The organism is Alkalihalobacillus deserti (genome assembly GCF_020734105.1).
Taxonomy (GTDB): Bacteria; Bacillota; Bacilli; order Bacillales; family Bacillaceae_D; genus Halalkalibacter; species Halalkalibacter deserti.
The window spans coordinates 22,183-35,754 of the sequence record NZ_JAJAFR010000026.1; the positions used below are offsets into that span (position 1 = coordinate 22,183).

General features: G+C 36.5%; 13 protein-coding genes and 3 rRNA genes. 2 read left to right on the top strand and 14 right to left on the bottom strand.

Annotation, left to right across the window (positions count from 1 at the left end; genetic code table 11):
- Positions 1 to 341: 341 nt before the first annotated feature.
- Both LDX58_RS23360 and LDX58_RS23365 read right to left on the bottom strand, forming a co-directional pair.
- Positions 342 to 1,214, bottom strand: a complete 873-nt coding sequence (locus tag LDX58_RS23360; RefSeq protein ID WP_227939859.1) for a polysaccharide deacetylase family protein — start codon at positions 1,212 to 1,214, stop codon at positions 342 to 344.
- Between the two features lie 191 nt (positions 1,215 to 1,405).
- Entirely contained in the window at positions 1,406 to 2,062 is a 657-nt protein-coding gene (locus LDX58_RS23365) for a carbon-nitrogen hydrolase family protein (RefSeq protein WP_227939860.1), read from the bottom strand.
- A 295-nt stretch (positions 2,063 to 2,357) separates the two neighbouring features.
- On the opposite strand from LDX58_RS23365, the gene LDX58_RS23370 reads away from it, so the two are divergent.
- On the top strand, positions 2,358 to 3,056 hold the full coding sequence (locus LDX58_RS23370; protein WP_227939861.1) for a YetF domain-containing protein: 699 nt from the start codon (positions 2,358 to 2,360) through the stop codon (positions 3,054 to 3,056).
- A gap of 483 nt (positions 3,057 to 3,539) precedes the next feature.
- Here the strand turns inward: LDX58_RS23370 and LDX58_RS23375 are convergent, their stop codons facing one another.
- The 5 genes from LDX58_RS23375 to LDX58_RS23395 all read right to left on the bottom strand — a co-directional run bounded on the left by LDX58_RS23375 (position 3,540) and on the right by LDX58_RS23395 (position 7,372).
- A complete protein-coding gene (locus tag LDX58_RS23375) occupies positions 3,540 to 3,656 on the bottom strand; it encodes a DUF6254 family protein (RefSeq protein ID WP_227939862.1) in 117 nt (38 codons plus the stop codon).
- Between the two features lie 155 nt (positions 3,657 to 3,811).
- Positions 3,812 to 3,927 (bottom strand): 5S ribosomal RNA (gene rrf / locus LDX58_RS23380).
- Between the two features lie 425 nt (positions 3,928 to 4,352).
- On the bottom strand, positions 4,353 to 6,053 hold the full coding sequence (locus LDX58_RS23385; protein WP_227939863.1) for an ABC-ATPase domain-containing protein: 1,701 nt from the start codon (positions 6,051 to 6,053) through the stop codon (positions 4,353 to 4,355).
- A gap of 379 nt (positions 6,054 to 6,432) precedes the next feature.
- The gene (locus LDX58_RS23390; RefSeq protein WP_227939864.1) at positions 6,433 to 6,621 is read right to left on the bottom strand and encodes a hypothetical protein; all 189 of its coding nucleotides are present in this window, start codon (positions 6,619 to 6,621) and stop codon (positions 6,433 to 6,435) included.
- A gap of 568 nt (positions 6,622 to 7,189) precedes the next feature.
- Positions 7,190 to 7,372 (bottom strand): hypothetical protein, encoded by a 183-nt coding sequence (locus tag LDX58_RS23395; protein ID WP_227939866.1) that lies wholly within the window; start codon positions 7,370 to 7,372, stop codon positions 7,190 to 7,192.
- Between the two features lie 311 nt (positions 7,373 to 7,683).
- Between LDX58_RS23395 and LDX58_RS23400 the strand changes: the two genes are divergently transcribed.
- Positions 7,684 to 8,310: an exonuclease domain-containing protein gene (locus tag LDX58_RS23400; RefSeq protein ID WP_227939870.1), complete on the top strand. Its 627-nt coding sequence runs from the start codon at positions 7,684 to 7,686 to the stop codon at positions 8,308 to 8,310.
- 700 nt (positions 8,311 to 9,010) lie between these two features.
- On the opposite strand, the gene LDX58_RS23405 is transcribed toward LDX58_RS23400, so the two are convergent.
- The 7 genes from LDX58_RS23405 to LDX58_RS23435 form a co-directional block, all read right to left on the bottom strand.
- The gene (locus tag LDX58_RS23405; RefSeq protein ID WP_227939872.1) at positions 9,011 to 10,240 is read right to left on the bottom strand and encodes a Bcr/CflA family efflux MFS transporter; all 1,230 of its coding nucleotides are present in this window, start codon (positions 10,238 to 10,240) and stop codon (positions 9,011 to 9,013) included.
- 607 nt (positions 10,241 to 10,847) lie between these two features.
- Positions 10,848 to 11,249: a hypothetical protein gene (locus tag LDX58_RS23410; protein WP_227939874.1), complete on the bottom strand. Its 402-nt coding sequence runs from the start codon at positions 11,247 to 11,249 to the stop codon at positions 10,848 to 10,850.
- A 254-nt stretch (positions 11,250 to 11,503) separates the two neighbouring features.
- Positions 11,504 to 11,968 carry a hypothetical protein gene (locus LDX58_RS23415; protein ID WP_227939876.1) on the bottom strand — a complete coding sequence of 155 codons (465 nt, stop codon included), beginning with the start codon at positions 11,966 to 11,968 and terminating at the stop codon, positions 11,504 to 11,506.
- A gap of 223 nt (positions 11,969 to 12,191) precedes the next feature.
- On the bottom strand, positions 12,192 to 12,410 hold the full coding sequence (locus LDX58_RS23420) for an enoyl-CoA hydratase/isomerase family protein (protein ID WP_227939887.1): 219 nt from the start codon (positions 12,408 to 12,410) through the stop codon (positions 12,192 to 12,194).
- A 4-nt stretch (positions 12,411 to 12,414) separates the two neighbouring features.
- Positions 12,415 to 12,564, bottom strand: a complete 150-nt coding sequence (locus LDX58_RS23425; RefSeq protein ID WP_227939878.1) for a hypothetical protein — start codon at positions 12,562 to 12,564, stop codon at positions 12,415 to 12,417.
- Positions 12,565 to 13,177: 613 nt separating this feature from the next.
- A 5S ribosomal RNA gene (gene rrf, locus LDX58_RS23430) occupies positions 13,178 to 13,293 on the bottom strand.
- 222 nt (positions 13,294 to 13,515) lie between these two features.
- A 16S ribosomal RNA gene (locus LDX58_RS23435) occupies positions 13,516 to 13,572 on the bottom strand; the annotation flags it as partial.

The window sequence follows — 13,572 nt, forward strand, 5'->3', positions numbered from 1 at the left end:
TTTCTTTATTATGTATTTCTCAATTTATATAGTATTTCTGATTCAACTCTTTTGCGTAGTTAGTCGAACAAAGAAAGCGATGCTCTGTTATTAAAGCATCGCACCAAGTTATAATCAATTTATTATTTATTAACGTGGCTGTTCGCCTAGCTTACCAAGATAACTTAATTCATCCTCACTATTGTAATCAATATATTATAACTGCATAAGCAATATCACTCTCTAAAATATTAATTTATTCTGGATTTTTCGCAAAATAACTGAACGACAGTCCGTTCACTATACAGTCGGGTGGTGCCTGTAAAAAAACAACCGACAGCGTCTGGACTGTCGGCTCATTTTCATTTCGCGAATGGAACATTCAACAATTCTGGTACTGTGACAAACTCATACCCTTGTTCTTGCAATGCAGGGATAATTTGATGAAGAGATTCGATTGTATTTGTTCTATCTCCATCCCAATCTGCACCGTCATGCATGAGAATAATTGCTCCTGGATAAACGTTCTCTAACACATTTGATGCGATGACTTCTGGTGGGTCTTCCTCCCAATCCAACGAATCCACTGACCAGCCAATAACTAAATATTGCATTTCAGCAAGCTTTTCGACCAATTCATTATATAAAAAACCATATGGAGGTCGGAATAGATTTGTACGATAACCAATAATGTCATTCAGAACGTCTTCGGTTCTTGTTACTTCCCTCTCTAGTGTTGGTAAATCGGCCTCTTTAACAAGGTTAGGGTGGAAGTATGTATGGTTTCCAATGACATGGCCTTCATTATTAATCCGTTCAACAATTTCAGGATAAGCGACAGCTCGCGACCCCATTAAGAAAAACGTACCAGGTACATTGTACTGATTTAATATATTTAATACATCCTCAGTAAAACGTGGGTCAGGGCCATCATCGAAGGTTAAAGCGATCCTATTTTGATCAGTAGGCCCCTGTAAGATAAAAGTATCTGGATACCGTTGCTGTAAAATCGTCATATCAATAGGCAGCTGACGAACTCGCTCTGGATTTTCAGGTCCCCCTCTAAGATCAGGAAAGTCTTCCTTAGGCTTATCTTGTTTGTCTTTTTTCCACCAGCGCTGCTGCTCTACATCACCCGAGGCTGGCTCATTAGCATTAACAGTCATGATATCCGCAATTTGAAAACAAAACAAAAGTACAACAACTAACATCAACTTTAACATTCTCTCTTTCATCCATTCATCTCCTATTAACTATTAATACATAGTTATTATCGATAAAAAAGAAGGGTTTATTCAAAGAAAAAAGTAAAAAGCTACATTTTTTTCTGCTTTTTTTCTTCCTTTGCTGTTAGTCGAACAAGGAAGCGATGCTTTTTGTTCAAGCATCGCTTCCGTTTGTTGAAGAACTTTATTTAAAAATAAAGTCAATCCATATAAATAATTTCAAATTTAGAAGAAATTAAATTCATGTCATCCAAATTCCAATCAAAAATTAAAATTGCAGATTGTGCAGATTTATGTGAAAGCAGTCGTTTCCCATTCTTAATAACCAAGCTTTCTGCTTCCCAAAAGGAAACAGTTTTATCTTTCCCAGTACGATTACACACAAATATTGGCAATCCAGTATCAATGGACCTGTGTTCCCACTCACCATTCGGTCCGTGAAAACCTGGTCCCCAAGACGCGGGAGCAACTAGGATTTCTGCCCCTTTGCTCAACAATATATCCGCAATATTTTTTGTGTAGGAATCTGCACATATCAACACACCAACTTTTATATACCCCAAATCTATTGGTTCAATGAACTCACCTGATGCAGACCAATTATCTACCCTTGCAATCTTTTTTTGTTTTCCTATCAATTCACCTTTCTGATTAATCACAAAAACTGAATTGTATAGTTTATTATCCTGTTTTAACTTTTCTGCACAACCAACGAATACAGTTGTTTTTAGCGACTCAACAATGTTATGAAAATGAGTCATCCATTTAACAGGTTGTTGGTTAATCCAATCAGTTCCAATGATATGAGTAAACTGTAATCCGCTAGTAGCTAATTCTGGAGTTATAACCCAATTCACATTTTTTTCTGCTGCTTGTTTACTATAAGATTTTGATTATATTTAATATCCCCAGCAATAGGTAATAAGTGCAATAAAGCAATTCTTATCTTCCTCACCAAACTCCTCCTATTGAGCATCTGAAATTTCTCCTATTAAGATAATATTACTATGTAAAGAACTGCCTTCCATGATTAAACTCATCTTTATGGTACTTTCTATTTTTGTTTCCGTACCTTTTAAAGCATATGTTATACAGGTTAGGGAAAAATGAATACAGTAAGCAATAATGGATCAACCTAAAAGGAGTTCGGATATGACAATTTCAAATTTATTACTTAGAATTGTTATCGCATTTATAACCTTATTAGTACTAACTAGGATTATGGGAAGAAAAGAATTATCTGAAATGACTTTTATTAATTTTGTATCAGGCATTACAATTGGTGCAATGACAGCCAACCTAGTAATCAATTCAAATGTAAGTATTAGAAATGGTGTTTTAGCATTAGTAGGATGGAGTGCAATTACTATATTTATGGGATATATTGATATAAAATCTAAAAAAGCTCGTAATCTTCTCGAGGGTCAACCAAGAATCTTTATAAAAAACGGGCAGATTATGGAAGATCAGCTTCGTAAAGAACGTCTAGATATAGACGCCTTGAAAGCGTTATTAAGACAAAAAAATATATTTTCTATTTCTGACGTTGAATATGCTATTTTTGAAATCGATGGTAAGCTTTCAGTTATGAAAAAAGAATCAAAGCAACCAGTGATTAAAAGTGACCTGAATATTAGACAAGTTAATACAAATATTTTTCCTATTGCTACATCTGTTATTTCAGATGGGAAAGTTGATCAAGAAAACTTGGAGAAATTAAATCTAGATAAACAATGGTTGGATCAACAATTACAACAAGCTGATATTCGTTCTGTTTCTGATGTCTTTTATGCTGAAGTTCAAAAAGACGGAAAACTCTATATTGACAACAAAAATGATAACCTAAATTAATTTTTGCAGGGAACATATCTTGCTACACCGTTATCCTCAATTGTACACAGAAACTTTGAGTGTGATGTTAAACTAACTGCTTGTTAGTGGATCAAGGACAGCGATGTTCCGTTTATTCAAGCAGCGCACGCTTTAGTGGAATAAGATGGCTACTTCATTTTGTCAAGTGGAAAATCAAAATGAGTCAAAATTAAAACAGCCCCCGATATAACCCATGCCAAATGAGGACGTGATGTATTCCCCGAGCTTGAAACGTATATTTTAAAATTTAGTAAGTAGATGGAACTTTTTCACCCGATCATCTCCGCTAATTAAGCTAGATCATCAGCACAGCCTGAAATTTTCTTCATCGGTGAATTAGTTTGCTGATGGATGCAGTACTTTGTTCAACACCAGTTGCTGCTTCTTCAAAAATAGTGGCGATTTTTCCGGAAAATTCTTCAAACAAAGATAACCTACCCACAGGCAGGTTATCTTTATTTGCTATTCTTTTTTCGCCTCATTAGCTAATTTTTTTAAAGACTTTATCTTCCCATGGGGGTTTTGCGCTTCTTTACGCGCTCGAAATTGACGTTCTTCTTGTGATTTTGATTGAGTCATTACAGCTCTACTTCCTTTGTCTATAAATTTTGTATTACTTTTTTATTTTGTTAAAAAGTTTTAAAAATATTCAATTCAGCTTGCATCACTTTTGGAACTGTCATGAGTGCTTAAAAGACATAAAAAAAGCATCCCTCAACGGAATGCTTTCATGTGCCTGGCAACGTCCTACTCTCACAGGTGGAAGCCCCCAACTACCATCGGCGCAAAAGAGCTTAACGACCGTGTTCGGCATAGGAACGGGTGTGACCTCTTCGCTATCGCCACCAGACTATATATTGAACCTCGGATTCCTTATAAGTATCTTTTTGGCTGCAGATAACACAACGCACGTCTTCGTCAGCTTCGTGTTTCTCGATCTGCTCGGTTCTCTTTGCCAAAAACGATTCATATGAAAAAAAGTCGTTTAAGACATTTAAATAAAATGTCAATAATTCTTGGCATGCGCGTTCGATCTTCTCTTATTAAAATAAGATGACGATGAACTTACATGGTTTCTATTTGCATTATCTAGTTTTCAAAGAACCAAGTCTCTAACTTCGATCTAACAAAGTTAGCTACTATATAATTGAAGGAAGTTCCTTCAAAACTGAACAAGGTTTCTGACTTCAATCACATCATGTAAGTTGATTCTCATCTATTTATTCTAATTTCATTTAAATGATTAGAACATATGAACTAATACAACGCTAATCATTACTCGCAATACAAAGTACGTAAACGATTCAAAGTAGCAGCGATTTCATACCTACGTGGACGTGCTAATTCGCCCGGATGTCCTTTATGAAGCGAGACGAAACTTAGTCCTTCTTTTTCTATTTGTACTTCGATGGCATTGAGAATTTGCTGTACCGTCATTTTTTTTGAAAGAATATCGTTTCGCTCTAAATAAAACAATACATCTGCAATCATTCTCGTTTGGCTATCATCAACTAATTGTTCTAGATCATGCAACTGAATATCTGTGTTCCCGTATTGAATATGGAAACGTCCACGCGCAATCACTTTATGTTTATTTCCTTTTTTACTATTTAAACTTTTAGCAAGTGGAATACGTTCTTGTATCTTACCGAATAGATGACCACCTTCATTTTTTCGGTTTACTTGAATCGTTTCAGCAATTCGTTTTGCTTCTTTCGTCACATCATATGGTAGGTACTCTTCCATTTTGATCACATAATCAGCTACATTAAAATAGTCTCCTGATCCTCCCATCACTAAGATGGTTGAGACATGGTAATCTTGTTTTAATAAGCCAACTTTATCAACAAAGGGGGTGATAGGTTCTGATTCTTTAGCAATTAATGCTTGCATCCTTGCATCACGGATCATAAAGTTCGTTGCACTCGTATCTTCATCTATTAGAATTGTTCTGGCACCAGCTTCAAGCATTTCGATAATATTAGCTGCTTGAGATGTACTTCCACTTGCATTTTCTGTTGTGAAATGGGTCGTATCTTTTTCGTATGGAAGCTCTCCAATAAATGGCGATATGTCAACCTTCGAGATGCTCCGTCCGTCCTCAGCGCGAATTTTAACAGCTGCTTCATCTGTTATAACAAATTCTCTTCCATCGCCTTCAATATGGTTATAGACCCCATGTTCAATTGCTTGTAGTAAAGTAGATTTCCCATGATAACCTCCACCAACAATTAACGTAATTCCTTTTCGTATCACCATCCCTTCAAGAGGTTTATCACGGTGAGGGACCGGAATCGAAATGTTCATATCTTTCGGGCTTTGAAATGGAATCGCTCCCTTTTTTAATGGCTTATCGCTTATCCCCGTCTCCCTCGGCAAAATGGATCCGTTAGCAATAAAGGAAACTAATCCGTGCTCTTTTAAATACTGACGAATGGTTTCTTGCTGGTCACATAAGTAAATTACATCTTGAATTTCATTTTCTTTTATCTCGTACACTGATCTTTCAATCACTTCTGGGATAATTTGAAAAAAGATTTTCTTAGCTTCACTTCCTAAAATACGTCGTCCATTTGCAGGTAAACCGATTGATAAACAAATCGTCATAAAATGATCTTCTAATTGTATGGCTGTCCGTTCAATCACTTTTTGATTAGGATGATCAATATCTATATCCCCACTTTTACCTGTTCCACCTATCCTCTTATGCACGCCTAGCAACTTTTCATGGATTTTACGGGCCACGAAATCTTCACAACCAATTTTACGATATCTATTATTCGTCCATTTTTGGCTTATTTCTGTTTCCTTTCTGGGGACGACGACTCGAATTTTAGAGGGATTGGCAAATGGATCTCCCTGGACATAATCAATATGTAATACATAGCGCGAAAACTGATATTTTCCTTGTATATCTTTGTAAGCCTTATATCCTTTTTGATCAATTTTTTTTAAAGTCTCCTGTAGATTTTTCACAAATTACCTCCTAAATATTGTCGACCTTTTAAAATTAGATCAAGGTTCTTTTTGCTATAATAGAAGCATTTATAACGCATTATATTGCTCCTAAAACTAGTTTGCTCGCATTGGTCTGTGTAATTTTTTTGCTATTTATACTTTTTCACTTTCCTCTATTTAATAAACCCTATTAAACCATTTATACTAAGGAATTATATTAACTCACCCTATTAAGACGAAGTGGAATAGAAAAAAATTTAAGTTTTTTAAAAATAAAAAAAACCAGGTACCGCTAGTATGGACTTGGTCCATGAGCGATACGTGGCATTAATTGGTGATCTAAATGGTAAATTAACTAAACATAAGAAAAGTACCCTTTACAGATGCCTTCCTTTCTTTATTCCACTTCTTCAATTTTTACACTTAAAACATTATCTAAATTAACTATCTCTGTGCTTGATACTTCATACCACCTAAATTTTTTAATTTGTTCCTTTATTCCCGCAAGCCCTCGACCTGGAGCTAGTTCATAACACGCTGTTTTTCCATTTACATATTCAAATGTAACATAAAATTTTTTAATCATTACTAATCATCTCCCTTTTATTTACTATATGTTCTATATAGGAAAATGAGTTCTGTAGCATACCCTGTTTGATTCGAACCAACATTCACTTAGTCGAGGGAATCACTAATTACTCAAATCAATTGAGCTAAGGAGACAAAAAAATAAACAACCAATTATTTTTAAATTTTCGTAAGATGAGGTAATATCAACCTGCTACTAAAAGAGAGTTCCATATTTTACAGGTCAAATATGTGACTCTTTTGAACTTCTCTTTAACTAACGCACTCTTTAAGTTAGGTGTATTTCACAAAAACACTAAGCTTGTCATTTGTTAAAAAAATTGAGAGAACTATTTAATCGTCAATTTATCCTGTGTAACTTATATCCTTCCCCATCAACTCTTCAATCTAGAGTGCTTCGTGTTGGTCAACAGTTTATATTTTCAGTTCCTACTGATCACTTTATTCTGTTCATTCTCAATTTTTTTTACTTTCATCAGGAGCAGTTGTTGGCTCAATTTTGTTGTAATAATATGTGTTATACCAAGAAGTAGAGGTAAAGTGCACAAATGCACTTTACCTCAAAATTAAATCAAAGTAACTGAACCGGGCTCTCTTATTTCAAGAGGGTCTTCGGTTTCAAGAGGTTTATTAATTTCAACAACAGGTGGCTTTGAATCAGATCGATTAGTTGACTCATTAATCGGGCTCATATTTTCGGGTTCACCAACATTGTTCATAGCTGACGGAAATCTTCTATCTTTAGCCATAATAACACCTCCGTTACATAGGATAGGCTAAACAGCACTAAAATAAAGCTGGGATAAATTGGGGGAAATAGGCGGAATGTTTTTACCGGTGAATCAGCTCGTTATAGAAGGATTAAGATAGAATTGAAGAGTACACCGTGCATTATTGTGACGAAAACGTGCTTTTTTTAATTTATATTGTCCCTTTATCCTACGTTCAAAAGCCTATCAATTTAATATTTTATGTGGAATTCACTTAAATATACGTTATACTTAAATATTAATAGAGTTATTTGGAACGTCGATACTTTTTATTATTAGGAGGAGTCCGATTGGATTTTGTTGCGATAGACTTTGAAACAGCTAATACGAATCGTTCGAGTGTTTGTTCGATTGGACTTGTTGTTGTGAAAAATGGCAAGATTGCCGAAGAATATTATCAATTAATTAAACCAAACGATATGTACTTTGACCCCATTTGTGTAAGAATTCATGGGATTACCCCTGAAGATGTCAAGGGCGCCCCATCATTTAATGAAGTGTGGAAGGACATCTCCCATTTACTAGAAGGAAACCTCGTCATTGCCCATAATGCAAGTTTTGATATGTCCGTATTGAGGTACTCACTTGATGAGTGTAGGCTCGAATATCCTTCGTTTTCTTATAACTGTACCGTTAATGTTTCTAAAAAAACATGGCATGGTCTACATAGTTATTCACTGAATGTGGTCGCAGAGCATTTACAGATTGAATTTAAACACCACCATGCACTCGAGGACGCACAAGTGGCAGCGCAAGTATATCTTCAAGCTTGCAAACACAATAATGTTACAAGTCATGAAGAACTCATTGAAAAACTAGAAATTGGTCAAGGAACGGTTTATGCCAACGGTTATACACCAGCACGTGCCAACAAAAAGAAAAGCAAAAATAAGAGAAACTCGTTAAAAATAAGTTAACCAGAAAACAAAAATATGTAATAAGGGATGATACGCTTGTTCGTAAGCAGCTCATCCCTTGATACTATAAGAGCTTGTTCATAAACAAGTAATTCATCTAGAGATTCATAGTATGTCTTGTTGCGGTCTTGAAGCTCTCTCAGCTGCTGTTAGTATACGAGCAGCCAACTGCTCATAAAGGACTTTTCGCCCTATTTCCATGTTTTGTTCGCTCTGTTCTTTGAATTAGTCAATTATAGATGGAAAAACCCTCTCCTCGATCTGTCCCTTTACTTCACTGATTCCTTTCTCAACACTGTCGATTAGTTTCCCTTTTTGCTTCTTAAGTTGAAGGCTACCGCAAAAAATACCTCCAATCATGGCAAAAGGAAGAAATGGAGAGTCAAAGTTCATTTGATGTAAGAATGTAGGATTTACATGAAAAGAGAAGCAGAGAACCGCTGGCCGGATTCTCTGCTTCTCTTTTCCCAAATACTCATGAATGTTTACTGCGCTCCCGATTCAAAGCTCTCGGATATAAACGTAATAACCGAATCATTATCACTCAATCGAATTCTGGTGACCCCAACTCCCAACCACCACAAAATCTAGAAGCTGATTGATATTCATGTCCATCATCCTTTTAGCAAAACACATTTCCATTACCTTGATCGCAACTCTTCAAGCCTTAAAACCACACGCAAATGAAAAAAGGAAGAGTTCACCCTTCCTTCTCTAACCACACCTCTTCATCTACTCCCTTCTCTTTCGTCAGCTTAAAGAATGCAACCGCCCCAATAAAAGACGTTGTAAACAAAATCGCCCCCATCGGCACAGCAGTTGTTTCATTAATCCCGACAAGCGGAGAAACAAGCGATCCAAGTAATAACGAGAACGTCCCAAGCAACGCACTCGCAGTTCCCGCACGATGAGCTTGATGTTCCATCGCCAAGGCAAATGTACTAGTCGTCACCATCCCCATTGAAGTCATGTAAACAAAGATCGGAATGACTAAGAGCGCAAGCGGCCCTTCGATGATCGTCATCACAAGCAAGAAGATCGTTGCACTCACCGCAATCTTAACAGCCACACGCAGCAAGTCCCTCTCGTGAACAGTCCCGCCAAAACGTCCGATAATAAAGCTCCCTAAAATAATCGCTAAGCCATTAATTCCAAACAACACACTGAACACTTGAGGCGACACCCCATAAATCCCCTGGTACACAAACGGCGTTCCCGCCACATAAGCAAAACTCCCCCCATGAATGAAGCCAACGGTTAGCGCATAGCCAATAAAGCTCCGATCCTTAAACAAGCTCCCCATCGTCCGCACTGAACTACCAACCGAACTGGGAATCCGCTTCTCCGGAGGTAACGTCTCCTTTAACTTCAGCGCCACCATCAAGACAATAAACAAACCAATTAAACTTAAAAAATAAAAAATAGAATTCCAGCTCGCAAAAGGTAAAAGCAAAATTGCTCCCCCAGCCATCGGAGCCGCCATTGGCGCAACCGCATTAATCACCATTAAAAGCGCAAAAAACTTCGTCAGTTCACGGCCACTAAACACATCACGAACAACCGCCCGCGCAATCACAACCCCAGCCGCAGCCGTAAACCCTTGTAAAAACCGTGCTACGACCAACACGACAATAGTAGGCGCAAACGCACAAAGAATCGAAGACAGCGCAAATAAGAAAATCGAAATTAATAACGGCTTTTTCCTCCCCTGCGCATCACTAATCGGCCCCACCACCACTTGACCAGCAGCCAGACCAAGCAAACAAGCCGTTAAACTAAGCTGCACCAAAGAGGCACGAGCCCCTAAATCATCCGCAATTTCCGGAAAACTCGGTAAATACATATCAATATTAAGAGGCCCTAATACAGCTAACATTCCGAGTAAAAATGCTAAGCCAAGACGCTCTTTTCCTGTTGGATTTTGAAGCATGAATGAAAGACACCTTTCTATTATTAAATTTATCAGTTATTAAGCTTACTATTTTATGGCAAAGACATAAATTCCATTATACATGGTTCGCCTGTTAAAAAGACATCAAAAAAAGCACCCCTGAACGGAATGCTTTCCATTTTTCCACCACTCACAGGGGGAAGCCACCGCGCTGCTGAAATATGTCCAAAAGACAACCCCCACGAAACGACTAATAATAACAGCCACACCCAAAACGAACTTATCGACTCCCTCCCAATCTTTATCGATTTAATTATCATATCACAGCAACTAAAAGGACGGAAGGAGTCACTTTCAGTATGTAGTATTTCGGAGAGTTCATGTATTTACAAATAATCAGTAGGAGATGGATAACTCTTTTTACTGTCGAAACGGAAATTTTCCTAAATCGCTCATATATTAGAATTGCGATTTTCTTTTATTGCAATTGGGTTCTACTGGATAAGGAGGTATACGAGGATATGTTATAGGTGACATATTGGAATTCAAAGTAACTCAAAAAAATGGTCATAGCCTTTCATAAATAAAGATAGACTTCTTGGAAGATACTGATACTTTGGAGCTTCGTGAGGTCATTTCTGCGAAGTTATTTGTTCGTCATCATACGTTTAATCAATCGAATGTCCGTTTCGTGGTCTCTAACTTTTTGAGATACATCTTTCAAGATAACTTCTTGTTCAGTATTATGGGCAACTTGTAAAGCGATAGCATCAAGCTTTTTACTCAATTGCTCAAAGTCTTGCTTAGTAACTACGTTTTCAAGATCTTTCTTAGTAGCAAAATTCTCGAGATCACGTTTCGTAATCATGTTTTCAAGATCTTTCTTAGTAGCTACACTCTCGAGATCATGCTTCATAACCATGTTTTCAAGATCTTTCTTAGTAGCTACACTCCCGAGATCATGCTTCGTAACCATGTTTGAATCAAATTCATTTACTCGTCGGTTCAACAATTGTAATTCCTTAAGGATTAATTCAGATCTTTCCATATAAGACATCCTCTCTAAAAAAATTATTTATGTTCTAGAGACTCGCGCCGCCTTTTAAGTAAGTACTCTAATTGTAGTTATTATAACATAACAGAACCTCTACACTTTAGCCTGACTAAACCTTTAATCAACCCTAATAAATTACTAACGCAGTTATGTGAATAAATTAATCCATGCTAAATGAAGTTGAATACCTTCACTTCAAAATATCCTTTTTCCATCATCCAAACACTTGAGTATTATTTTTTCACTATCTATTCTTCAATAGGAACAATAAATTCGAAATCATTATTATTGCCATACTTTTTAAACATTTTTTCTTTATATTCTTCAAAGGACAAATAGAAGTTTTCTGATGGAGACCCTAATACAATAGAGAAGATCTCATCTTCGTACATAATAAGATAGCTTTTTTCCTGATCAACACTATTTCCTAGAAACATTCTCTTATACGTTTCAAGAGCATCATTTGATAAACGATGATTAAACAACCTCATCTCCCGCTTTCCATCCTTTTTCATTAAGGAAAATACACCATGTCCCTCCCGACTATCTTCCTCAAATTCGTTAAGATCATTACTCCCCTCTTTTAGAATTTTAGTATAATTATACCCGCAACGAATGCAGCTAATATATTTTTCATCGCTGGTGTAATTAAAATCCTCAATTGCAGAACGACCGCAATAAGGGCATTTTATAGCAGAATAAATAGAAGCCATTTAATTCCTCCTTAATTTTTAGTTTTTACTAATAATTTAGTAATAACTCCCCACCTTTGAAAACAGATTCCATTAGGACTCTAATGTGAATGAACACCTTCCGTTTTTTAAAGCACTTAATTCTGTATCTTATAGAAAACAAACATCATCACACACTCCTTTCAAATGATTTACTTCATTATAACTAAACCAACTTTAATTCTAATTAATTTGTAAGAAAAACTCACCATTTTAAAAAAACAAGAAAAAGAGCTAACTCACATCCACCACCTAGTGCATAACCATTAATTGCTGCTGCAATCGTTACTTCGCTACTACCTTCAATTTTCTGGCATACTCCTGATAAACCTGGTAACAAAGCATCTTTCGCTCGTTTTTCTTTTAGTTGATTAATATCAGCTCCAGCAGCAAAAGACTTTTCTCCCTCACCTGTAAAAACAATGACTTTAACTCCTTCGTGGTTTTCCCCATACTTCCATTGCTTGCTCTATTTCTTCAAGTGTCTTTGAATCCAATGCATTTCTTACTTCAGGTCGATTAAATTTAATAACACCAATTCCCCCATCTTTATAAGCGATGATATTTTCATAGCACATTAGCTTTTCCTCCTTTTTTAGTATTCATCACTCATCTTGCAATTTTTGTGCCAAAATCTAGAAATTTACAAATAATAGCCAGCCTCACCTTAAGTTGATCTGCTTTTGGCATTACAAACTATATCAAAACTCCGTAAAGTAATTACAGTGAATTAGCATAAAAGACGTTATAAAAGGTCTTATAATGTACAAGTATTTTCGCAAAGTCCTATCATCTCTATTTTTAAACGTACAATGAACATTAATAAGTTAATCTGAGTAAACGGAGACAAGTTATCCATTGGAAAGACTACGAACGAAGAGATAAAGAAAGATGAAATCGCATGATTGCTAAACCCAGGGTATTATTCCACACCGCATTTTAATCTTATCACCTAATATTAAAGAGAAAAGCTCACTCGGAAACACAGATCGAAAATCGGCCCAATCGTTGAATACAGGGTACTAAAAATAAAAACACCATTAGATTTGATACAATTCGATTGTTTAAAGGATTAGAAGCTGGTTAAGCTAACTGTTTTGAATACCTTCACAGTTCGGGTCTTGAATTCTAGAAGATATTGGCATACTCGGAACACAAAAAAAGCACCCCTCAACGGAATGCTTTAATCTTGCCTGGCAACGTCCTACTCTCACAGGGGGAAGCCCCCAACTACCATCGGCGCAAAAGAGCTTAACGACCGTGTTCGGCATGGGAACGGGTGTGACCTCTTTGCTATCGCCACCAGACTATATATTGAACCTCGGATTCCTTATAAGGTATCTTAGTTCACATTTAAGCGGGTTCTCTCAAAACTAGATAATGCCTGTTTCAAAGAACCGAGTCTCTACCTTCTATTAAAAGAAGTTAGTTACTATTAAGTGAAAGAAATGAATTCTTCCAAAACTGAACAAAAGACCAAAGCGCAAACAACCGAGGTTGTTCGTCGACTAGAGTTAAATACTCCATAGAAAGGAGGTGATCCAGCCGCACCTTCCGATACGGCTACCTTGTTACGACTTCACCCC

Bases quoted from the DNA above. Each gene is read 5' to 3' on its own strand.
- LDX58_RS23360 (WP_227939859.1), bottom strand. From the start codon at position 1,214: ATGAAAGAGAGAATGTTAAAGTTGATGTTAGTTGTTGTACTTTTGTTT.
- LDX58_RS23370 (WP_227939861.1), top strand. From the start codon at position 2,358: ATGACAATTTCAAATTTATTACTTAGAATTGTTATCGCATTTATAACC.
- LDX58_RS23375 (WP_227939862.1), bottom strand. From the start codon at position 3,656: ATGACTCAATCAAAATCACAAGAAGAACGTCAATTTCGAGCGCGTAAA.
- LDX58_RS23390 (WP_227939864.1), bottom strand. From the start codon at position 6,621: ATGATTAAAAAATTTTATGTTACATTTGAATATGTAAATGGAAAAACA.
- LDX58_RS23395 (WP_227939866.1), bottom strand. From the start codon at position 7,372: ATGGCTAAAGATAGAAGATTTCCGTCAGCTATGAACAATGTTGGTGAA.
- LDX58_RS23405 (WP_227939872.1), bottom strand. From the start codon at position 10,240: ATGCTTCAAAATCCAACAGGAAAAGAGCGTCTTGGCTTAGCATTTTTA.
- LDX58_RS23410 (WP_227939874.1), bottom strand. From the start codon at position 11,249: ATGGAAAGATCTGAATTAATCCTTAAGGAATTACAATTGTTGAACCGA.
- LDX58_RS23415 (WP_227939876.1), bottom strand. From the start codon at position 11,968: ATGGCTTCTATTTATTCTGCTATAAAATGCCCTTATTGCGGTCGTTCT.
- LDX58_RS23425 (WP_227939878.1), bottom strand. From the start codon at position 12,564: ATGTGCTATGAAAATATCATCGCTTATAAAGATGGGGGAATTGGTGTT.